This is a genomic window from Streptomyces flaveolus, assembly GCF_014648815.1.
Lineage (GTDB): Bacteria > Actinomycetota > Actinomycetes > Streptomycetales > Streptomycetaceae > Streptomyces > Streptomyces flaveolus.
In genome coordinates this window covers 308,701-327,855 of the sequence record NZ_BMRV01000006.1, presented here as the reverse complement: position 1 = coordinate 327,855, position 19,155 = coordinate 308,701, and the positions used below count along the sequence as shown (strand labels likewise).

Below are 19,155 nucleotides of genomic sequence, written 5' to 3'. Positions count from 1 at the left end.
CGGGAAGTCTCACTCACGTCGTCGGTCGCGGTCCTCGGCCGCCTGCTCCACCAGCGGGATGATCCGCAGCGGAACCGGGTTCTCCATCACGATCGCCGTGGCGGCCCGGACGATGCCATCAAAACCGACAACCCGGTCGATCACCCGCTGGAGATCGGCGTTCGAGCGGGCCACCAGCCGGCACAGCATGTCCCCGGTACCCGTCGTGGTGTGCAGCTCCAGCACCTCCGGCACGCTCGCCAAGTGCGCCCGGACATCGGGCCCTTGGCCCTGCCGGATCTCCAGCGTCGCGAACGCCGTCACCGGGTAGCCGAGCGCCGCCGGGTCCACCTCCGGCCCGAATCCGCGGATGACTCCGTTCGACTGAAGCCGGTCCAGCCGCGCCTGCACCGTGCCGCGCGCCACCCCCAGCCGCCGGGACATCTCCAGCACCCCGATCCGGGGCTCCCGCGCCAGCAGCCCGATGATCCGCCCGTCCAGACGGTCGATCCCCATCCCCGTGACCCTCCCGGCTGGTCATCCTGCACAGATCGCCCGCCACGACCGGCGTTTCACTGGGCACAGTGCCCAGTGAAAACGCAAACTATTGCGCACCTTGCGGACGCGGGAGACCCTGCGGCTATGACGCAGACCACACACCACACTCCCGACACCGCCCGGCAGGCCGACCCCTTCCCGGTCAAGGGAATGGACGCGGTCGTCTTCGCCGTGGGCAACGCCAAGCAGGCGGCGCACTACTACTCCACCGCCTTCGGCATGCGGCTGGTCGCCTACTCCGGACCGGAGAACGGCAGCCGTGAGACCGCCAGCTACGTCCTGGAGAACGGCTCCGCCCGCTTCGTCCTCACCTCGGTGATCAAGCCGGCCACCGAATGGGGCCGCTTCCTCGCCCAGCACGTGGCCGAGCACGGCGACGGCGTCGTCGACCTCGCCATCGAGGTCCCGGACGCGCGCGCCGCCCACGCCTACGCCGTCGAGCACGGCGCCCGCTCGATCGCGGAGCCGTACGAGCTCAAGGACGAGCACGGCACCGTCGTCCTCGCCGCCATCGCCACCTACGGCGAGACCCGCCACACCCTGGTCGAGCGCAGCGGCTACGACGGCCCCTATCTGCCCGGCTACGCCGCCGCCGCGCCGATCGTCGAGCCGCCCGCGCAGCGCACCTTCCAGGCCGTCGACCACTGCGTCGGCAACGTCGAACTCGGCCGCATGAACGAGTGGGTCGGCTTCTACAACAAGGTCATGGGCTTCACGAACATGAAGGAGTTCGTGGGCGACGACATCGCGACCGAGTACAGCGCGCTGATGTCCAAGGTCGTCGCCGACGGCACCCTCAAGGTCAAGTTCCCGATCAACGAGCCCGCGGTCGCCAAGAAGAAGTCCCAGATCGACGAGTACCTGGAGTTCTACGGCGGCGCCGGCGTCCAGCACATCGCGCTGAACACCAACGACATCGTGCAGTCCGTGCGCACGATGAAGGCGGCCGGCGTCGAGTTCCTGGACACGCCCGACTCGTACTACGACACGCTCGGCGAGTGGGCCGGTGAGACCCGCGTCCCCGTCGAGACCCTGCGGGAACTGAAGATCCTCGTCGACCGCGACGAGGACGGCTACCTGCTGCAGATCTTCACCAAGCCGGTCCAGGACCGTCCGACCGTCTTCTTCGAGATGATCGAACGCCACGGCTCGATGGGCTTCGGCAAGGGCAACTTCAAGGCCCTGTTCGAGGCGATCGAGCGCGAGCAGGAGAAGCGCGGCAACCTCTGAGGCCCGCGAGCGGCTACCCGGGCGGGTCCTCCACGGAGGGCTCGCCCAGGTCCGCCAGCGCCCGCCGCGCCTCGGGCGCCCGCAGCGGGGAGAAGTACGGGTTGATCATCAGCGCCTCCCGCAGATGCCGGCGCGCGGGCCCGTCCTGCTCCAGCGCCCGCTCGATCATCCCCAGGTGGAACAGGTGCGGGGCGCTGCGCACCCCGCCGTGCTCGCCGTCCGTCGCGATCTCCGCGAACCGCAGCGCCTCCTCGTGGTCACCGGTCCGGTACAACGCCCAGCCCAGCGCGTCGGCCACCGCGATCCCCGGCTGTCGCTGCCACTCGGCCTCCAGCCGCTCCACCGCCGCCCCCGCGTCCCCGTGGTCCGCCTCGAACCGCCCCATCACCAGCTCCTCGTCCGCCCCCGCCTCCTCGGCGCCCCGCACCCGTTCGCGCAGCAGGTCGAACTGCACCCGCGCCGCCTGCCCCAGCCCCAGCGACTGGTACAGCTCGCCCAGCTCCAGCGCGTACTGCGGGCACGGCCGCTTCGCCAGCGCCGCCCGGTAGGCGTTCAGCGCCTCCGTCGTCCGCCCCAGCGCCGCCAGCGCCCTGCCCTCCCCGGCCTGCGCGGCCCGCTCGTCGGGGTCGGTGCGCAGCGCCTCCCGGAAGTACCGCAGCGCCCCCTCACGGTCCCCGCGCTCGAACGCCAGCCGTCCCGCCTGCTCCAGGTACGCCGCCCGCTCGGCCGGCGTCCCGGCGGCGGCCGCCGCGTCGGAGATCTGCGCCGCCGCGTCCTCCCGCCAGCCCCGGTCCCGGTAGACGGCGGCGGCCCGCGCCCGCACGGCGGGCAGGCCCGGACGCAGCTTCTTCATCCGGTCCAGGGCCTGCCCGACGGCCTCGTGGTCACCGAGCCCGGCGTACGCGTCGATCAGCACCGCGTGCGTCGTCCACCGCTTCGGCGCCAGCTTCAGCGCGCTCTCGCCCCACTTCTCCGCCGCGGGGAAGTCCCGCCGCTGCACCGCCAGCGCCGCCAGCGCCTCCAGGGCCTGCGGATTGTTCCGCGCCCCCACCTTCAGCGAGGTGCGCAGCGCCTTCTCGGCCTTCGGCCAGTTCGCGGCGTCCGCGGTCCGCCGGCCCTGCTCCACGTAGGCCGCGCCCAGCACCGCCCACGACGGCCCGTCCAGCGGATGCGCCCGCAGATGGGTCTCCCGGTCACCGATCAGCACCGCCAGATCCCGCAGCGCGGCCGGCGTCCCACCGGTGACCGCGCCCCGCGCCAGCGTCACAGGGCCCGGCGCGGGCGGGGGAGCGGAGCCCCGTTCCCCCGGGAGCAGCACCAGCACCCCGCCGAGGACCACGCAGCCGGCGGCGGAGGCGATCAGCACCCGGCGCACGCGCCGCTTCCGCGGGCTCGGCAAGGCGCTCGACGTCTGGATGTCCATGGCGCTCACTGTGCGTCAATACGACGAGCACACCCGGGCAGGCGAAGGGTGCCGTCGACGGGGTTCACACCGATGGCCCCGGGTGCGAACCTGTGATCATGAGCCGTATCGAAGCGCCTCGCGACGAAGACGACGCAGCCACGGCGGTCACCGGCACCCTCGTCGACCGGCTGCTCGCCGGCCTGCCCGCCGACGCCGTCCTCACCGACCCCGACGTCACGGCCTCGTACGCCAACGACATGGCGAGCTTCTGCCCGGCCGGCGCCCCCGCGGTGGTCGTCCTGCCGCGCACCGTGGAGGACGTCCAGCACGTCATGCGCACCGCCACCGAGCTGCGCGTCCCCGTCGTCCCGCAGGGCGCCCGCACCGGCCTGTCCGGCGGGGCCAACGCCACCGACGGCTGCGTGGTCCTCTCCCTGACCAGGATGGACCGCATCCTGGAGATCAACCCGGTCGACCGCGTCGCCGTCGTCGAACCGGGCGTCGTCAACGCCACGCTCTCCCGCGCGGTCGGCGAACACGGGCTGTACTACCCGCCCGACCCCTCCAGCTGGGAGATGTGCACGATCGGCGGCAACATCGGCACCGCCTCCGGCGGCCTGTGCTGCGTCAAGTACGGGGTGACCGCCGAGTACGTCCTCGGCCTGGACGTCGTCCTCGCCGACGGCCGCCTGATGTCCACCGGCCGCCGCACCGCCAAGGGCGTCGCCGGGTACGACCTCACCCGCCTGTTCGTCGGCTCCGAGGGCTCCCTCGGCATCGTCGTACGGGCCGTCCTCGCACTGCGGCCCAAGCCGCCCGAGCAGCTGGTGCTGGCCGCCGAGTTCGCCTCCGCGTCCGCCGCCTGCGACGCGGTCTGCCGGATCATGGAGGGCGGGCACGTCCCGTCCCTCCTCGAACTGATGGACCGTACGACCGTCAAGGCGGTCAACGACCTCGCCCACATGGGGCTGCCGGAGACCACCGAGGCCCTGCTGCTCGCCGCCTTCGACACCACCGACCCGGCCGCCGACCTGGCCGCCGTCGGCGCGCTGTGCGAGGCCGCCGGTGCCACCCAGGTGGTGCCCGCCGACGACGCGGCCGAGTCCGAACTCCTCCTCCAGGCACGGCGCCTGTCCCTCACGGCCCTGGAGGCGGTGAAGGGCACGACGATGATCGACGACGTGTGCGTGCCGCGTTCCCGGCTCGGCGACATGCTGGAGGGCATCGAGCGCGTCGCCGCCAAGTACGGCCTCACCATCGGGGTCTGCGCCCACGCGGGCGACGGCAACACCCACCCCACCGTGTGCTTCGACGCGGCGGACCCCGACGAGTCCCGGCGCGCCCGCGAGTCCTTCGACGAGATCATGGCCCTCGGCCTGGAACTGGGCGGCACCATCACCGGCGAGCACGGCGTGGGCGTCCTGAAGAAGGAGTGGCTGGCGCGCGAGATCGGCCCGGTGGGGCTGGAGATGCAGCGGGCCGTCAAACAGGTCTTCGACCCGCTCGGCATCCTCAACCCCGGCAAGCTGTTCTGACTGCTCGTCCGCACTACCGGGCGAGCAGCTCGGCCAGCCCGTCGTCCAGACCGGGCTGCGCGCCCTCGGTACCCGGCGGCACCGCCCTCAGCGTCCGCTCCAGCCAGGCCGACACCTGCGCCGACGGCGCCTCCAGCAGAGCCTCTCCGTCCGGACTGCTCAGCGCCATCAGGACGACGCTGCGGCCGTCGGCCTTCGACGGCCACACCCGCACGTCCCCGTGACCGCACGGCCGGAACACCCCCTCCACCAGGAGCTCGCGGGCGAACGTCCAGGACACGGGGTGGCCGGAGTCGATGTGGAAGGTGATGTGCACGGCGTAGGGGTCGTCGGCGAGGTAGGTGAACCTGGCCGGGACCGGGACGCCGTACTCGGGCGACAGGATGAGCCGCAGCTCCAGCTCGCGCTCCACGACGGTGGTGTGCATGGCGGATGTGTCCTCTCTCGTACGGTCCGCACGGGCCGCCCGGAGCGGGCCCGCACGAGGGAGAGCGGCCTCGGCCGCGAGCGTTACGCGGGTTCGCGGAACTTTTTTCCGGCGCCTTTCCCGGACCGCCGGACTCCTCCTCCGTGTGAAGGTCCGTGCACGAGGTTGCCCGGAAAGGGGCGGGTACGGCGGGACTGGCCGTACGGGTTGCGCCCGTCTGATAGATGTGGAGGCCCCCAAATCAACCCCCGAGCAGATACGGGACGACGGACATGAGCGCCCCAACCCCGGCCCCCGGTGACGACAGGCCCCGCGAAGGGTATTACCCGGACCCGTCCATTCCTGGATACGTCCGGTACTGGAACGGTGCCTCCTGGGTGGCCGGCACCAGCCGGCCGGCGCCCAAGGACGGCGAGCCGCTCGCCCCGCCGCCCGGCGTGCGGCCCGCGGCACCCGCGGTGGCCTCCGTGGAGGAGACCGGGCCGCACTTCTTCGACGAGGACCCGGTCGAGGAGCCGTCCGCCGGTGCGTCCCAGCACGGCAGCCGTCCGGAGCCCGCCTCCGCCTGGGGCGCCGACCCTGCGGGGCAGCCCGGGAGCGGGCGCGTCGCGTGGCCCGACGCCCAGGGAGCCGACCCGAGGGTGCCGCACGCCCGGACCGTTCCCGGCGGCGGGGCGGGTGCGGACGCCTCCGGCGAGGCCTCCGGGCAAGCGCCCGCCGGATCGGCGCCCCCGGCACAGGCCGGGCCGACCGGCTCGGCACCGGCCCACCGGACCTCCCCGACCGACCGGCCCGCCACCGGGTCCGCGGGGGCCGGACCGGCCTATGGCGATCCGGCCGCCGCTCAATCCGGCGCCGCGGGGGTGCCCGCCTCCGGGTCCGCCGGTGCCGGACACGCTTACGGGGACCCCGCTTCCGCTCAGTCCGCCGCTCCCGCGTCCGGCGCTTCCGCTGCCGGACAGGCGTACGGGGATCCGGCTGCCGCTCGAGCCGCCGGCGACGGCGCCGCCGGCGGGCGTGCCGGTCGGTCCGGCGTGTCGTCCGGGGACGCCGGGAACCCGGCGGCCGGTGCACCCGCCGACGCCGAGGGCGGGGCCGGCAGCACCTTCGTCTTCCGCCGCCCGACGGCCGGACCGCAGGCGGCCCCGGCTGCCGACGCCCCCGTGGCCGACGAGGGCACCATCACCTTCCGCGCGGTCCCGCCGCGCGCGGCACCCGGCACGGGCGGCCCCGGCTTCGCCGCCGGGAAGGCCGCCGCCGCCCGGGCCGCCGTCCAGGGCACGGCGGGCCCCCAGCAGGCTCCCGCGGCCGCCCCGACGGCTCTCTCCGGCCCGCAGCAGGCGAGCGGCCCGGCAGCGTCCGCCGTCCCCCGGCAGACCGCCGCACCCCAGCCCGTCCAGTCCCAGCCCCAACCCGCCGCCTCGGCCCCGGTCGCCGTCGGTCCCGGTGGCGGACAGTCGTCCTGGGCGCAGCAGGTGCACCGGCTCGCCGGGGCAGGCGGGGACGAGCAGCCCGTCGCGCCCTGGAAGCCGCCCGTCGACGACATCTTCCAGGCCGCCGCCCGGCGCCAGGCCGCGGCCCGCCCCGCCGGGCTCGGCAAGCGGCTGGCCGCCCGGCTGATCGACACCGTCGTCCTGGCGGGCGTCACCGCCGTGGCCGCCGTACCCCTCGGCACCAAGGCGATCGACCACGTCAACGACAAGATCGACGCGGCCAAGCTCTCCGGCGAGACCGTCACCGTCTGGCTGCTCGACGGCACGACGGCCACGTACCTGGGCATCGTGCTGGCCGTCCTGCTGCTCTTCGGCGTCGTCTACGAGGCGCTGCCCACCGCCAAGTGGGGCCGCACCCTGGGCAAGAAGCTGCTGGCCCTGGAGGTGCGGGACATCGAGGCGCACGAGCCCCCGTCCTTCGGCGCCGCGCTGCGCCGCTGGCTGGTCTACAGCGTCCCCGGCCTCCTGGTGGTCGGAGTCGTCGGCGTCGCGTGGTGCCTGTTCGACCGCCCGTGGCACCAGTGCTGGCACGACAAGGCGGCCGGCACGTTCGTCGCGGGCTAGCCCGGCGGGCGGGGGCCGCGGGGGCCTCCGTCTCGTGATCAGGTGCGGGTGCGTTCGCGCCCCTTTCAGGGGCGTCCAGTGAACGTGCCCCGCAGGGGCGCGGGGAACTGCGCGACCAGCCCCCACGCACCCGCACCCGCCGACGAAACCGCCACCCCCTCCCCGAACGGCGCACCCCCGTCCACCGAACGTCGCATCCCCGTCCACCGGACGGCCCCTCGGCGGATGCGCCGCCGAAGGGCCCGAGGTCCACTCGGGCCATGAGCAGCGAACCGCCCCACGGCCCCGGCGGGCAGCCGCCCGAGGACGACCCGTTCAGGAAGCCACCCCCGCCCCCCGGTCCGGGCCCGGGCGGCTCGGGCTCGCCGTACGACAACCCGCCGCCGTACGGGGGCGGCGAGCCCCCGCCCCCCGGCGGAGGAGGCCCCTACGGCGGCGGAGGGCCCTACGGCGGCGGTGGCCCCTACGGCGGTGACCCGTACGGCGGCGGTTCCCACCCCAGCGACCCGCTGGCCGGCATGCCGCCGCTCGCGGACAGCGGCCGGCGCACGCTCGCCCGCATCATCGACATGATCCTCGTGGGCATCGTGGTCTGGCTGCTCAGCTGGGCGTTCAACGTCCAGGAGTACTCCGTCGACGGCGACGAGGTCGCGGCCGGCAAGTCCTTCGGGCAGTCCCTGATCGCCGCCGTGCTCTACATCGCCTACGACACCTACATGACCGCCCGCACCGGCCAGACGCTCGGCAAGAAGTGGCTCGGCATGCGGGTGGCCAACCTGGACAACGGCGCCACGCCCTCCGTGCAGACCTCGCTGATCCGCGCCCTCGTGCTGTGGATCCCGTTCGCCTTCTGCTGCGCCTGCGTGTGGACGATCATCGCGGGCGGCTGGAGCTTCTTCGACAAGCCCTACAAGCAGGGCCTGCACGACAAGGCGGCCAAGACGGTGGTGGTCAGCACCCGTTGAGGACCGCCGGGCCCGCGGTCAGGCGGCCCGGCCCCGCACCGACTCGCCGGCCCCCGCGTGGACCCGGGAGGCGGCCGGTACCGGTTCCTCGGCCGCCGCGGGCCGCACGGCGGCCACCGGACGGGTCCTCGGCAGCGGGACCGTCATGGCGACCAGCAGTCCGAGGGCGAGGGCGGCGACGGCGATGACCGCGACTCCCGGACCCGAACTCGTCCGTGACAGCAGCAGCATGGCGAGCGTCGAGACGATCACGGTGCACGAACCGTAGGCGAACTGGGCGGCAGTCGGACGGGGCATGGCCATCGTGTCCTCGGAAGGCAATCTGTGGGTAAGACCGGCTGTCAGCCTGGCTTTCCGCCGACCCCGGGCGTTCCGCCAACCGACTCTAACGGGCTGTGTGCCCGAGTGGAACAAACAGTAAGCGTGACCTAACCGACAGGGCAGATGCACGGGGGGCGCACGGATTCATGGAGTCGAACACGGGCCCCCTCCCACGCGCCCGCGACCCGTGGACGGTGTCCGTAAAGCGAACGGCGGCTCCGCATAGTGCACTTGTTCTGCTCAAGTCAAGGTCTGTCTTTTCGCGCGAACCTCTAGTCAAATGTCGTCACTTGACTACACGCGTTGATCACGTGTGCGCGGACTTTGCCATGTCCTGGGTCCCCCGATCCGCGCGCGTGGACGCGGGGGAGGAACTCAAGTGACCAGCAGATCCTGGACGTTCAGAACGGCGGCCACCGCCGTCGCGCTCGCCGCGGCGGGCGCCACGCTTTCCGCCGCCACCGTGGCGTACGCGGACGCGCCCGTCCGCCCGGCGGCCGCGGAGGGCAACGACCCCCACCCGGCCAAGGGTATGGACTCGCACGACCTCGACGGCCCCCTCAGCAAGACCCAGGAGGCCCAGCGTCAGGAGGCGCTGAACCAGGTCATCGCGGGCAAGGCCTCGGTGAAGAAGAAGGACGGCTCCAACGTCGTCCAGCTCAAGAGCAAGAAGGGCGACGCCAAGTACGTCGAGCTGGGCCGGGAGAAGACCGACAAGATCTTCACCATCCTGGTCGAGTTCGGCGACAAGGTCGACAGCCGCTACGGCGGCGAAGCGGGCCCGCTGCACAACCAGATAGCCAAGCCGAACCGCAAGACGGACAACTCCACGGCCTGGCAGGAGGACTACGACCAGCAGCACTTCCAGGACCTCTACTTCGGTTCCGGCGCGGGCGTCAACTCCGTCAAGACGTACTACGAGAAGCAGTCCTCGGGCCGCTACTCGGTCGACGGCGAGGTGTCCGACTGGGTCAAGGTCCCCTACAACGAGGCCCGTTACGGCAACAACGCCTGCGGCGACACCAACTGCCCGAGCGTGTGGAACGTCGTCAGCGACGGTCTGAACGCCTGGGTCGCCCAGCAGAAGGCGGCCGGCCGCACCGACGCCCAGATCAAGGCCGACGTCGCCCGCTTCGACGAGTGGGACCGCTACGACTTCGACGGCGACGGCGACTTCAACGAGCCCGACGGCTACATCGACCACTTCCAGATCGTGCACGCCGGTGAGGACGAGTCCGCGGGCGGCGGCGTCCAGGGCACCGACGCGATCTGGGCCCACCGCTGGTACGCCTTCGGCACCGACGCCGGCGCCACCGGCCCGTCCGAGAACAAGCTCGGCGGCGCGCAGATCGGCTCCACCGGCATCTGGGTCGGCGACTACACCATCCAGCCGGAGAACGGCGGACTCGGCGTCTACGCCCACGAGTACGGCCACGACCTCGGCCTGCCGGACCACTACGACACCGCCGGCGGCGACAACTCCACCGGCTTCTGGACGCTCATGTCGTCCGGCTCCTGGCTCGGCACCGGCCGCAACGAGATCGGCGACCTGCCCGGCGACATGAACGCCTGGGACAAGCTCCAGCTCGGGTGGCTGAACTACGACACCGCCAAGGCGGGCGTCAACTCCTGGCACAAGCTGGGCGTGGCCGAGTACAACACCAAGCACAAGCAGGGTCTGGTCGTCGAACTGCCGAAGAAGGCGGTCACCACCGAGATCGTTCCCCCCGCCCAGGGCCAGACCCAGTGGTGGAGCGGCAGCGGTGACGACCTCAAGAACACGCTGACCCGCAGCGTCGACCTCACCGGGAAGACGTCGGCCGCCCTCACCCTCGACGCCTGGTACGACATCGAGGCCAACTACGACTACCTCTACACCGAGGTGTCCACCGACGGCGGCGCCAACTGGACGGCCCTGGACGGCACGTTCGACGGCCGGCCGATCGAGCGCGACGGCAGCGACAAGCCGGCCCTGAGCGCGTCCGTCGACGCCTACGGCAAGCTCGTCTACCCGCTGGACGCGTACGCGGGCAAGAAGATCGACCTCCGCTTCCGCTACCAGACCGACGGCGGTCTGGCCATGAAGGGCTTCACCGCCGACGAGATCACGGTGACGGCCGACGGCGCGGCGCTCTTCTCCGACGACGCCGAGACCGCGGACGCCGCGTGGACCGCGAAGGGCTTCACCCGTCAGGGCGCGTCCTTCACCAAGGACTACGCGCAGTACTACCTCGCCGAGAACCGGCAGTACGTGTCGTACGACAAGACGCTGAAGACCGGCCCGTACAACTTCGGCTTCACGGACCGTCCGGACTGGGTGGAGCACTACCCGTACCAGAACGGCCTGCTGATCTGGAAGTGGGACACCTCCCAGGCGGACAACAACACCAGCCAGCACCCCGGTACCGGCCTGGTCCTGCCGGTCGACTCGCACCCGACCGCGATGACGTGGAAGGACGGCACGCTGCTGCGCAACCGCATCCAGTCGTACGACTCGCCGTTCAGCCTCTACCGCACGGACGCCATCACGCTGCACAAGGCGGACGTCGCGAAGTACTTCCCGGGCTCGAAGGGCGTCTCGGTCTTCAACGACCGCAAGAACACCTACTACGACCCGGCGAACCCGACCGGTGGCGTCAAGATCACTGACACCAACACCCAGATCAAGATCCTCAAGGAGGCCAAGGACGGCTCGACGATCGAGCTCGAGGTGGGCTCCGCAGGTAGGTAAATAGTATCTGCGCAGGTCAGCGCGTGATCGGCGGCGACCCCCTGGCGGGTCGCCGCCGATCCGTGTTTAGGTGCGTCCTGTGGCTCGCTTATTGACACCGGAACCCGCACCGACCGACACGGGGGTATGACCGCATGGCCGCAGGAGGCTTCTGCAAGCTGCCGAACGGCACGGTGGTGGTGGCACTGAACCTGCCCAGCCCCGCCGCCGCCGAGGGCAACGTGCGCGTACTCGTCCACGCCCACAACCGGGCGCGCGCCCTGACCAGGCTGCGCAACCTGGGACTGCGCGCGGTCTACCTGCGGGGCAACGCGGCACCGCCCACCCCGGACGAGATCACGGCGGTCCTGCACCACCCCGACGGCCTCATATGGCGCACGGCTCCCGTGGGCGGAGCCCTGGTCCAGGAGCTGTGGCACCCGATCCGGGCGCTGCTCGGGCGCCCGACGGCCCGGACCTAGGCGATCCCCCTACTGGACGACCGGCTTGCCCGACAGCTCCACGCCCGCCTCCCGCAGCTCCTCCAGCGCCCGCTCGGTCGTCTCCGGGGCGACTCCGGCGGTCAGGTCGAGGAGCACCTGCGTACGGAAGCCCTCCCGGGCGGCGTCCAGGGCGGTGGCCCGGACGCAGTGGTCCGTGGCGATGCCGACGACGTCGACCTCGTCGATCTGCCGGGCGCGCAGCCAGTCGGCGAGTGTCGTGCCGTTCTCGTCGGCGCCCTCGAAGCCGCTGTAGGCCGCCGCGTACGCCCCCTTGTCGAAGACGGCGTCGATGGCGCCGGAGGCGACGGCGGGGGCGAAGTTCGGGTGGAAGCCGACTCCCTCCGTGCCGGCGACGCAGTGCGCCGGCCAGGAGTGGACGTAGTCGGGGTTGTCGGCGAAGTGGCCGCCCGGCGCTATGTGGTGGTCGCGGGTGGCCACGACGTGGCGGTAGCCGGCGGGCGCCTGCCCGATCAGCTCGGTGATGGCGGCGGCCACGTCGGCACCGCCGGACACCGCGAGGCTGCCTCCCTCGCAGAAGTCGTTCTGCACGTCTACGACGATCAAGGCGCGGCGCATGGTCGGTGTCCTTCGACTGGGGCGGCTACGGGGCCGGTGGGGGCACGGGGGACGGGGAGGGGCGGGCGGTGCGGGCCTTTTCGCGGCGCACCAGCTTTAGCTACCCGAGCCCCCGTGCACGTACTCCGTCGGAATGACGGGTTCCCCCCGGGAGAGCTGGGTGGCGGACAGCGGCAGATTGGCGCGGGCGGCGGCGTGCCGGTCCCGGGCGACGTCCAGCGGCTCGCGGGCGACGACCTCGCCGCCCTTGACCAGCTGGACCAGCAGCTGCCGGTCGGCCAGGCCGGCGGGGACCGGACCGGTGCCCACGACCTCGGCCTCGGCGTAGCCGTAGGAGTCCAGGCGCCGGGCGGCCCACTTGCGGCCGCCGATGGAGGTCTTGCCGCCGCTGGACTTCTTGGCCACCGGCACCAGCGGTGCCCCGGCGTCGGCGGACTCGGCGCGGGCGACGAGCTTGTAGACCATCGAGGCGGTCGGGTGCCCGGAGCCGGTCACCAGCTGGGTGCCGACGCCGTACGCGTCCACGGGCGCCGCCGCCAGCGAGGCGATGGCGTACTCGTCCAGGTCGGAGGTGACGACGATCTTCGTCTCGGTGGCGCCCAGCTCGTCGAGCTGCTGCCGCACCCGGTGCGCGACCAGCAGCAGGTCACCGGAGTCGATGCGCACGGCGCCCAGCTCGGGCCCGGCCACCTCCACGGCCGTGCGGACGGCCTCGGCGACGTCGTAGGTGTCCACGAGCAGCGTCGTGTCCCGGCCGAGGGCGTCCACCTGGGCGCGGAACGCGTCGCGCTCGGTGTCGTGCAGCAGGGTGAAGGCGTGGGCGGAGGTGCCGACGGTCGGGATGTTGTAGCGGAACCCGGCGGCCAGGTCGGAGGTGGTCGCGAAACCGCCGACGTAGGCGGAGCGGGCGGCGGCCACCGCGGCCAGCTCGTGGGTGCGGCGGGCGCCCATCTCGATCAGCGGCCGGTCACCGGCGGCGGAGGCCATGCGGGAGGCGGCCGCGGCGATCGCCGAGTCGTGGTTGAGGATGGACAGGAGCACCGTCTCCAGCAGCACGCACTCGCCGAAGGTCCCCTCGACCCGCATGATCGGCGAGCCGGGGAAGTACACCTCGCCCTCCGGGTAGCCCCAGATGTCACCGCTGAAGCGGTAGTCGGCGAGCCAGTCCAGGGTCTCGCCGTCGACGATGTCCTTCTCGCGCAGGAAGCGCAGCACGCCGGCGTCGAAGCGGAAGTTCTCCACCGCGTCCAGCACCCGTCCGGTGCCCGCCACGACGCCGTAGCGGCGTCCGTCCGGCAGCCGCCTGGTGAAGACCTCGAACACGCTCCGCCGCCCGGCCGTGCCGGCCTTCAGGGCGGCTCGGAGCATGGTCAGCTCGTACTGGTCCGTGAAGAGCGCCGTCGAGGGGACGTCCACCGGCAGCCCAAGGTCCGCTGTGTTCATACGACGGATCGTACCCCCATTTCGTCACTCTGACGATTTCAAGGGGTGTCCGATGCGCGTGGCGCCCGCCACAGGCCCGTTTGTGCGGGTGCCCCCCTGTGGTGGCAGCATGGGCTGTGTGACGGCAGCCGCACCCATGGAGATCGAGAAGACCGAGTCGGCGGAGGAGGTCTTCGCCGTACCCGAGCCCGACGTGCCCTGGGTGACGATCGTGCACAACGACCCCGTCAACCTCATGAGCTACGTGACCTACGTCTTCCAGTCGTACTTCGGCTACTCGAAGGACAAGGCCACCAAGCTCATGATGGACGTCCACCACAAGGGCCGGGCGGTCGTCTCCAGCGGCAGCCGCGAGGAGATGGAACGGGACGTGCAGGCCATGCACGGCTACGGCCTGTGGGCCACCCTCCAGCAGGACCGGAAATGACCGACGCCCGCCCGCAGGACGGAAGCAGCTGAATCACCTCCATGCCAGGACAGTTCGAACCGCTCCCCGGCGGCGGCGCGGCCGTCGCCCTCGACGACGTCGAGATCTCCATCATCCGCTCGCTCGCGGTCCAGCTCCTGGAGCTGATCGGCCCCGGCCCCGCCGAGAACGCCTCCGACGACCCGCTCGCCGAACTCTTCGCCGAGGGTCCCAGTGAGCCGCCCTCCGACCCGGTGCTGCGCCGCCTCTTCCCGGACGCCTACGGAGACCCCGAGGGCACGCCGCAGGCCAAGGAGGCCGAGGAGCAGCGGGAGCACTCCGCCGAGTTCCGCCGCTACACCGAGAACGACCTGCGCGCCGGCAAGCGCGAGAACGCGCTCGCGGTGATCCGCGCGCTGGACGCCCTGGCGTCCGCGTCGGCGTCGGCGGGCGAGGACGGCGCGGTGCTGAAGCTGTCGCCGGACGAGTCCCGGCAGTGGCTGGGCGCCCTGAACGACCTGCGCCTGGCGATCGGCTCCCGGCTGGAGATCGCCGACGAGGACGACTCCGACCTGCTCTACCGGCTTCCCGACGAGGACCCGCGCAAGCCGATGGTCATGGCGTACCTGTGGCTCGGCGGGCTCCAGGAGACACTCGTCTCGACCCTTATGCCCTGACCGGTCCCGTTCGCGAGGCTCGTGCGTCCGCTCAGCGGAGCCTCAAATCCGGATAACGATCGCGTCAAAGCCGCGCCCTCCTTTGTACCCTCCAGGTGCCTTTTGTCCGCTTCTGCCTGTGTGACACATCACAGGCGCCCCCTGTGATCAGTGCTGCGGCCGTGGTAAATCTTCACGACCGCCCGGCGAACACCACCCGAATGTTCGGCCGGGTGCGCCACCGAGCCGGCGGACCGCCGGCCAGGCACGAGCGGGACGCGAGGCCCGCTCAGCTCCATCATCCGGGGGGATCGAGACCCGATCCGAGGCCGACGACAGGCCCGGGTCGGCATGGAGAAAGGCGCACCACACATGACCTCTGCGCAGGTCGACACGGAGAAGGCCCCCGAAGAGGGGTACGAGCGCGGGCTCGGCAGCCGTCAGGTCCAGATGATCGCGATCGGCGGCGCCATCGGCGTCGGCCTCTTCCTGGGAGCCGGGGCCAACATCGCCAAGGCCGGCCCCAGCATCATCCTCATGTACGCCCTCGCGGGTGTGATCATCTTCTTCATCATGCGGGCGCTCGGCGAGCTCCTGCTCTACCGTCCGGTCTCGGGCTCCTTCGCCGAGTACTCACGCGAGTTCCTCGGCCCCTTCTTCGGTTACTTCACCGGCTGGACGTACTGGCTGATGTGGGTGGTCACCGGCATGGCGGAGCTCACCGCCGCCGCCATCTACATCCACTACTGGTTCCCGGACATCCCGCAGTGGGTCTCCGCCCTCGTCTTCCTGGTCGTGCTGTTCGCGGCCAACCTGATCTCGGTCAAGCTCTTCGGCGAGATCGAGTTCTGGTTCTCGATGGTCAAGGTCACCGCGATCATCGGCATGATCGTGATCGGTATCGGCGTGCTCACCCTCGGCTTCAGCCAGGCCGGCGACACCGCCGCCGTCTCCAACCTGTGGGAGTTCGACGGCTTCTTCCCCAAGGGCATCGGCTCGTCCCTGATGACCCTCCAGGGCGTCATGTTCGCCTACCTCGCCGTCGAGCTGGTCGGCGTCACCGCCGGCGAGTCCGAGAACCCGGAGAAGACCCTCCCCAAGGCGATCAACACCCTGCCCTGGCGCATCGCGCTGTTCTACGTCGGCGCCCTCACCGTCATCCTGGCGGTGGTGAAGTGGACCGAGTTCGCCGAGGGCGTCAGCCCCTTCGTGAAGGCCTTCGGGGTCATCGGCATCCCGGCCGGCGCCGGCATCGTCAACTTCGTCGTGCTCACCGCCGCCCTGTCCTCCTGCAACTCCGGCATGTATTCCACGGGCCGCATGCTGCGCACCCTCGCGGACAACGGCGAGGCGCCCAAGGTCTTCAGCCGGCTGTCGTCGACCAAGACCCCGGCGTTCGGCATCACGGTCTCGGTCGTCTTCATGGGCATCGGCGTCGTGCTGAACTACATCGTCCCGGAGAAGGCCTTCGGCTACGTCACCTCCGTCGCCACCGCCGCCGGCATCTGGACCTGGCTGATGATCCTGGTCAGCCACGTCCTCTACCGCCGCCAGGTCGTCGCGGGCCGCCTGCCCGCCTCCTCCTTCCCGGCGCCGGGCGGCTCGGTCTTCTCCTACGTCGCCATCGCCTTCCTGCTCTTCGTCACCGGCCTCATCGCCTACGACGCCGACTCGCGGATCTGTCTGTACGTGATGGCGGGCTGGGCCGTCGCCCTGGGCATCGGCTGGTTCGTGCTCAAGGCCCGCAACCCGCAGGTCACCGAGCGCCACGGCGAGCCGGAGTTCGAGAAGGTCGGCTGACCGCCACCCCGCCGAACCCCGCTGACCAGCGCGTTCGCGCGCACCCCGGACGTCCGGCCGCACGGGCTGCTCGTGGCACCCCGGCAAGGCCGCCGCTCAGGATGTCCGGCATATGGGCCGATCCGTACCACCCACCGGTACGGATCGGCCCCTCTGCTTATGCTGGCCGCATGCTGACCATCACCCAGGCCCTGTACGACCAGATCGTCGCCCACGCGCGCGAGGACCACCCCGACGAGGCGTGCGGCGTGGTGGCCGGTCCCGTGGGCGCCGGCCGCGCCGAGCGGTTCATCCCGATGCTCAACGCCGCCCGCTCGCCCACCTTCTACGAGTTCGACTCGCAGGACCTGCTCAAGCTCTACCGCGAGATGGACGACCGCGACGAGGAGCCGGTGATCATCTACCACTCCCACACGGCCACCGAGGCGTACCCCTCCCGCACCGACATCACCTACGCCAACGAACCCGGCGCGCACTACGTCCTCGTCTCCACCGCGGACACCGACGGCGCCGGCGACTTCCAGTTCCGCTCGTACCGGATCGTGGAAGGCGAGGTCACGGAGGAGGAGGTCAAGGTGGTGGAGGCGTACTGATCTCGCACTGCGGATGAAAACTGTCCGAACGGTGAGATCACACTCCGGAAGCCGGACCGGGAATCGATACGATGAGCCCATGGTTCTTCTCGACGTGAGCGAAAAGGCGCCGGGCACGCTGCTCGTGGCGCGGCTGCACGTCGACCTGTGCAGGCTGAACAGCGCCATCTGTTGATCTTCCGCTGCCGCCGTACGGCCGTGAGCCGCGGCGGGCCGCCGCGTGCCGCCGCGCGCCCCACGAACCCACGACACCTTCCGACAGGAGCCCTCAGCCATGGCCATCGAGGTCCGTATCCCGACCATCCTCCGCCAGTACACCGACGGCCAGAAGGCGGTGGAGGGCAACGGGGACACCCTCACCGAGCTCTTCGCCGACCTCGAGACCCGGCACACGGGCATCCAGGCCCGCATCGTGGACGGCGACCAGCTGCGCCGCTTCGTCAACGTCTACCTGAACGACGAGGACGTCCGCTTCCTCGACGGCATCAACACCAAGCTCGCCGACGGCGACAGCGTCACGATCCTGCCGGCCGTCGCCGGCGGTATGGCCTGATCGGGATGCGGTACGACTCCCCGCTGGCCGCGGTGGGCAACACCCCTCTGGTGCGCCTGCCGCGGCTGTCGCCGTCCGAAGACGTCCGCATCTGGGCCAAGCTGGAGGACCGCAACCCGACCGGCTCGATCAAGGACCGCCCCGCCCTGCACATGATCGAGCAGGCGGAGAAGGACGGCCGTCTCACCCCCGGCTGCACCATCCTCGAGCCCACCTCCGGCAACACCGGCATCTCGCTGGCCATGGCCGCCAAGCTCAAGGGCTACCGCATCGTCTGCGTGATGCCCGAGAACACCTCGCAGGAACGCCGGGACCTGCTCGCCATGTGGGGCGCGGAGATCATCTCCTCCCCGGCCGCGGGCGGCTCCAACACCGCCGTGCGGGTCGCCAAGGAACTCTCCGCCGAGCACCCCGACTGGGTGATGCTGTACCAGTACGGCAACCCGGACAACGCCGGCGCCCACTACGCCGGCACCGGCCCGGAGATCCTCGCCGACCTGCCCTCGATCACCCACTTCGTGGCCGGCCTCGGCACCACCGGCACCCTCATGGGCGTCGGCCGCTACCTGCGCGAGCACAAGCCGGACGTGAAGATCGTCGCCGCCGAACCGCGCTACGACGACCTGGTCTACGGCCTGCGCAACCTCGACGAGGGCTTCGTACCCGAGCTGTACGACGCCTCCGTGCTCACCACCCGCTTCTCGGTGGGCTCGGCCGACGCGGTCACCCGCACCCGCGAACTCCTCCAGCAGGAGGGCATCTTCGCGGGCGTCTCCACCGGCGCCGCCCTGCACGCCGCCATCGGCGTCGGCAAGAAGGCGGTCAACGCGGGGGAGAGCGCGGACATCGTGTTCGTCGTCGCCGACGGCGGCTGGAAGTACCTCTCCACCGGCGTCTACACCGCCGCCACCACCGAAGAGGCCATCGAGACCCTCCAGGGCCAGCTCTGGGCCTGACGCCTCACCGGGCGAGGTGCCGTACCTGGTCCCACAGGGCCGGGTCCACCTCGCCCACCCGGCGCCGGAAGTCACCCAGCGGGACCCGGCGCAGCTCGTCCGTCTCCAGGAAGCTCTTCCGCCCCCGCCCGTCACCGACGGCCCCCGGCGGCAGCGTGATCACCCCGGCCCGCCCCTCCCGGTACCTGCTGGTGATCTTCGCGACCAGCGCCTGCCGCCCGCGCACCGCGATCACCAGGCACGGCCGGTCCTTGGCACCCCGGGTGTCCTCGTAGGGCACGTTCGCCCACCAGATCTCCGCCGGCCGCGGCCGCACCGCCCGGCCCCGCGGACCACGGGGACGACCCGGCGGACGCCGGCTGCCCGCGGGCCGCCGCCGCCCCGCGCCCCAGCCGTCGACGACCGTGGCGACGAGCGCGAGAAGCACCACCGCCGCGAGCGCGAGCCACCAGGACGTGTCCATACCGACGACGTTACCGGCG

The 19,155-nt window shown here is 71.6% G+C and carries 20 protein-coding genes; 13 read left to right on the top strand and 7 right to left on the bottom strand.

The window, feature by feature from the left end; genetic code table 11:
- Positions 1–9: 9 nt before the first annotated feature.
- On the bottom strand, positions 10–495 hold the full coding sequence (locus IEZ05_RS17270; RefSeq protein WP_189231007.1) for an Lrp/AsnC family transcriptional regulator: 486 nt from the start codon (positions 493–495) through the stop codon (positions 10–12).
- A 126-nt stretch (positions 496–621) separates the two neighbouring features.
- On the opposite strand from IEZ05_RS17270, the gene hppD reads away from it, so the two are divergent.
- Entirely contained in the window at positions 622–1,767 is a 1,146-nt protein-coding gene (gene hppD / locus IEZ05_RS17265) for a 4-hydroxyphenylpyruvate dioxygenase (RefSeq protein WP_189231006.1), read from the top strand.
- Positions 1,768–1,780: 13 nt separating this feature from the next.
- On the opposite strand, the gene IEZ05_RS17260 is transcribed toward hppD, so the two are convergent.
- Positions 1,781–3,190, bottom strand: coding sequence for a tetratricopeptide repeat protein (locus tag IEZ05_RS17260; protein ID WP_189231005.1), 1,410 nt, complete (start codon positions 3,188–3,190; stop codon positions 1,781–1,783).
- A gap of 92 nt (positions 3,191–3,282) precedes the next feature.
- Here IEZ05_RS17260 and IEZ05_RS17255 point away from each other — a divergent pair, with 92 nt between their 5' ends.
- The gene (locus tag IEZ05_RS17255; RefSeq protein WP_189231004.1) at positions 3,283–4,707 is read left to right on the top strand and encodes an FAD-binding oxidoreductase; all 1,425 of its coding nucleotides are present in this window, start codon (positions 3,283–3,285) and stop codon (positions 4,705–4,707) included.
- A gap of 13 nt (positions 4,708–4,720) precedes the next feature.
- Here the strand turns inward: IEZ05_RS17255 and IEZ05_RS17250 are convergent, their stop codons facing one another.
- Complete coding sequence (locus IEZ05_RS17250; protein WP_189231003.1) at positions 4,721–5,134, bottom strand: SsgA family sporulation/cell division regulator; 414 nt, start codon at positions 5,132–5,134, stop codon at positions 4,721–4,723.
- Positions 5,135–5,406: 272 nt separating this feature from the next.
- Between IEZ05_RS17250 and IEZ05_RS17245 the strand changes: the two genes are divergently transcribed.
- A complete protein-coding gene (locus IEZ05_RS17245) occupies positions 5,407–7,191 on the top strand; it encodes an RDD family protein (protein ID WP_189231002.1) in 1,785 nt (594 codons plus the stop codon).
- A 260-nt stretch (positions 7,192–7,451) separates the two neighbouring features.
- Positions 7,452–8,156, top strand: a complete 705-nt coding sequence (locus IEZ05_RS17240) for an RDD family protein (RefSeq protein WP_189231001.1) — start codon at positions 7,452–7,454, stop codon at positions 8,154–8,156.
- An 18-nt stretch (positions 8,157–8,174) separates the two neighbouring features.
- Here the strand turns inward: IEZ05_RS17240 and IEZ05_RS17235 are convergent, their stop codons facing one another.
- Positions 8,175–8,459, bottom strand: coding sequence for a hypothetical protein (locus tag IEZ05_RS17235; protein ID WP_373298799.1), 285 nt, complete (start codon positions 8,457–8,459; stop codon positions 8,175–8,177).
- 397 nt (positions 8,460–8,856) lie between these two features.
- On the opposite strand from IEZ05_RS17235, the gene IEZ05_RS17230 reads away from it, so the two are divergent.
- Both IEZ05_RS17230 and IEZ05_RS17225 read left to right on the top strand, forming a co-directional pair.
- Positions 8,857–11,208 carry an immune inhibitor A domain-containing protein gene (locus IEZ05_RS17230; RefSeq protein ID WP_189230999.1) on the top strand — a complete coding sequence of 784 codons (2,352 nt, stop codon included), beginning with the start codon at positions 8,857–8,859 and terminating at the stop codon, positions 11,206–11,208.
- Between the two features lie 134 nt (positions 11,209–11,342).
- Positions 11,343–11,669: a hypothetical protein gene (locus IEZ05_RS17225; protein ID WP_189230998.1), complete on the top strand. Its 327-nt coding sequence runs from the start codon at positions 11,343–11,345 to the stop codon at positions 11,667–11,669.
- Positions 11,670–11,678: 9 nt separating this feature from the next.
- Here the strand turns inward: IEZ05_RS17225 and IEZ05_RS17220 are convergent, their stop codons facing one another.
- Together IEZ05_RS17220 and IEZ05_RS17215 are read right to left on the bottom strand one after the other, a co-directional pair.
- Complete coding sequence (locus tag IEZ05_RS17220; protein ID WP_189230997.1) at positions 11,679–12,266, bottom strand: nicotinamidase; 588 nt, start codon at positions 12,264–12,266, stop codon at positions 11,679–11,681.
- A 96-nt stretch (positions 12,267–12,362) separates the two neighbouring features.
- On the bottom strand, positions 12,363–13,709 hold the full coding sequence (locus IEZ05_RS17215) for a nicotinate phosphoribosyltransferase (protein WP_189230996.1): 1,347 nt from the start codon (positions 13,707–13,709) through the stop codon (positions 12,363–12,365).
- Between the two features lie 109 nt (positions 13,710–13,818).
- On the opposite strand from IEZ05_RS17215, the gene clpS reads away from it, so the two are divergent.
- The 7 genes from clpS (at position 13,819) to IEZ05_RS17185 (ending at position 18,673) form a co-directional block, all read left to right on the top strand.
- Positions 13,819–14,136, top strand: coding sequence for an ATP-dependent Clp protease adapter ClpS (gene clpS / locus IEZ05_RS17210; RefSeq protein WP_003975895.1), 318 nt, complete (start codon positions 13,819–13,821; stop codon positions 14,134–14,136).
- 41 nt (positions 14,137–14,177) lie between these two features.
- Positions 14,178–14,792 (top strand): DUF2017 domain-containing protein, encoded by a 615-nt coding sequence (locus IEZ05_RS17205; RefSeq protein ID WP_189230995.1) that lies wholly within the window; start codon positions 14,178–14,180, stop codon positions 14,790–14,792.
- 351 nt (positions 14,793–15,143) lie between these two features.
- Entirely contained in the window at positions 15,144–16,571 is a 1,428-nt protein-coding gene (locus IEZ05_RS17200; protein ID WP_189230994.1) for an amino acid permease, read from the top strand.
- A 170-nt stretch (positions 16,572–16,741) separates the two neighbouring features.
- Positions 16,742–17,164: a M67 family metallopeptidase gene (locus IEZ05_RS17195; RefSeq protein ID WP_189230993.1), complete on the top strand. Its 423-nt coding sequence runs from the start codon at positions 16,742–16,744 to the stop codon at positions 17,162–17,164.
- Positions 17,165–17,243: 79 nt separating this feature from the next.
- Positions 17,244–17,339, top strand: coding sequence for a putative leader peptide (locus IEZ05_RS37085; protein WP_310873142.1), 96 nt, complete (start codon positions 17,244–17,246; stop codon positions 17,337–17,339).
- Positions 17,340–17,438: 99 nt separating this feature from the next.
- A complete protein-coding gene (locus IEZ05_RS17190) occupies positions 17,439–17,717 on the top strand; it encodes a MoaD/ThiS family protein (RefSeq protein ID WP_189230992.1) in 279 nt (92 codons plus the stop codon).
- 5 nt (positions 17,718–17,722) lie between these two features.
- A complete protein-coding gene (locus IEZ05_RS17185; RefSeq protein ID WP_189230991.1) occupies positions 17,723–18,673 on the top strand; it encodes a PLP-dependent cysteine synthase family protein in 951 nt (316 codons plus the stop codon).
- Positions 18,674–18,677: 4 nt separating this feature from the next.
- Here the strand turns inward: IEZ05_RS17185 and IEZ05_RS17180 are convergent, their stop codons facing one another.
- Positions 18,678–19,136, bottom strand: coding sequence for a type II toxin-antitoxin system PemK/MazF family toxin (locus tag IEZ05_RS17180; protein ID WP_189230990.1), 459 nt, complete (start codon positions 19,134–19,136; stop codon positions 18,678–18,680).
- Positions 19,137–19,155 lie beyond the last annotated feature (19 nt).

Excerpts from the sequence above, each read along its gene's own strand:
- IEZ05_RS17270 (WP_189231007.1), bottom strand. The coding sequence starts at position 495 with ATGGGGATCGACCGTCTGGACGGGCGGATCATCGGGCTGCTGGCGCGG.
- hppD (WP_189231006.1), top strand. The coding sequence starts at position 622 with ATGACGCAGACCACACACCACACTCCCGACACCGCCCGGCAGGCCGAC.
- IEZ05_RS17260 (WP_189231005.1), bottom strand. The coding sequence starts at position 3,190 with ATGGACATCCAGACGTCGAGCGCCTTGCCGAGCCCGCGGAAGCGGCGC.
- IEZ05_RS17250 (WP_189231003.1), bottom strand. The coding sequence starts at position 5,134 with ATGCACACCACCGTCGTGGAGCGCGAGCTGGAGCTGCGGCTCATCCTG.
- IEZ05_RS17245 (WP_189231002.1), top strand. The coding sequence starts at position 5,407 with ATGAGCGCCCCAACCCCGGCCCCCGGTGACGACAGGCCCCGCGAAGGG.
- IEZ05_RS17240 (WP_189231001.1), top strand. The coding sequence starts at position 7,452 with ATGAGCAGCGAACCGCCCCACGGCCCCGGCGGGCAGCCGCCCGAGGAC.
- IEZ05_RS17235 (WP_373298799.1), bottom strand. The coding sequence starts at position 8,459 with ATGGCCATGCCCCGTCCGACTGCCGCCCAGTTCGCCTACGGTTCGTGC.
- IEZ05_RS17225 (WP_189230998.1), top strand. The coding sequence starts at position 11,343 with ATGGCCGCAGGAGGCTTCTGCAAGCTGCCGAACGGCACGGTGGTGGTG.
- IEZ05_RS17220 (WP_189230997.1), bottom strand. The coding sequence starts at position 12,266 with ATGCGCCGCGCCTTGATCGTCGTAGACGTGCAGAACGACTTCTGCGAG.
- IEZ05_RS17215 (WP_189230996.1), bottom strand. The coding sequence starts at position 13,709 with ATGAACACAGCGGACCTTGGGCTGCCGGTGGACGTCCCCTCGACGGCG.
- clpS (WP_003975895.1), top strand. The coding sequence starts at position 13,819 with ATGGGCTGTGTGACGGCAGCCGCACCCATGGAGATCGAGAAGACCGAG.
- IEZ05_RS17205 (WP_189230995.1), top strand. The coding sequence starts at position 14,178 with ATGCCAGGACAGTTCGAACCGCTCCCCGGCGGCGGCGCGGCCGTCGCC.
- IEZ05_RS17200 (WP_189230994.1), top strand. The coding sequence starts at position 15,144 with ATGACCTCTGCGCAGGTCGACACGGAGAAGGCCCCCGAAGAGGGGTAC.
- IEZ05_RS17195 (WP_189230993.1), top strand. The coding sequence starts at position 16,742 with ATGCTGACCATCACCCAGGCCCTGTACGACCAGATCGTCGCCCACGCG.
- IEZ05_RS37085 (WP_310873142.1), top strand. The coding sequence starts at position 17,244 with ATGGTTCTTCTCGACGTGAGCGAAAAGGCGCCGGGCACGCTGCTCGTG.
- IEZ05_RS17190 (WP_189230992.1), top strand. The coding sequence starts at position 17,439 with ATGGCCATCGAGGTCCGTATCCCGACCATCCTCCGCCAGTACACCGAC.
- IEZ05_RS17185 (WP_189230991.1), top strand. The coding sequence starts at position 17,723 with ATGCGGTACGACTCCCCGCTGGCCGCGGTGGGCAACACCCCTCTGGTG.
- IEZ05_RS17180 (WP_189230990.1), bottom strand. The coding sequence starts at position 19,136 with ATGGACACGTCCTGGTGGCTCGCGCTCGCGGCGGTGGTGCTTCTCGCG.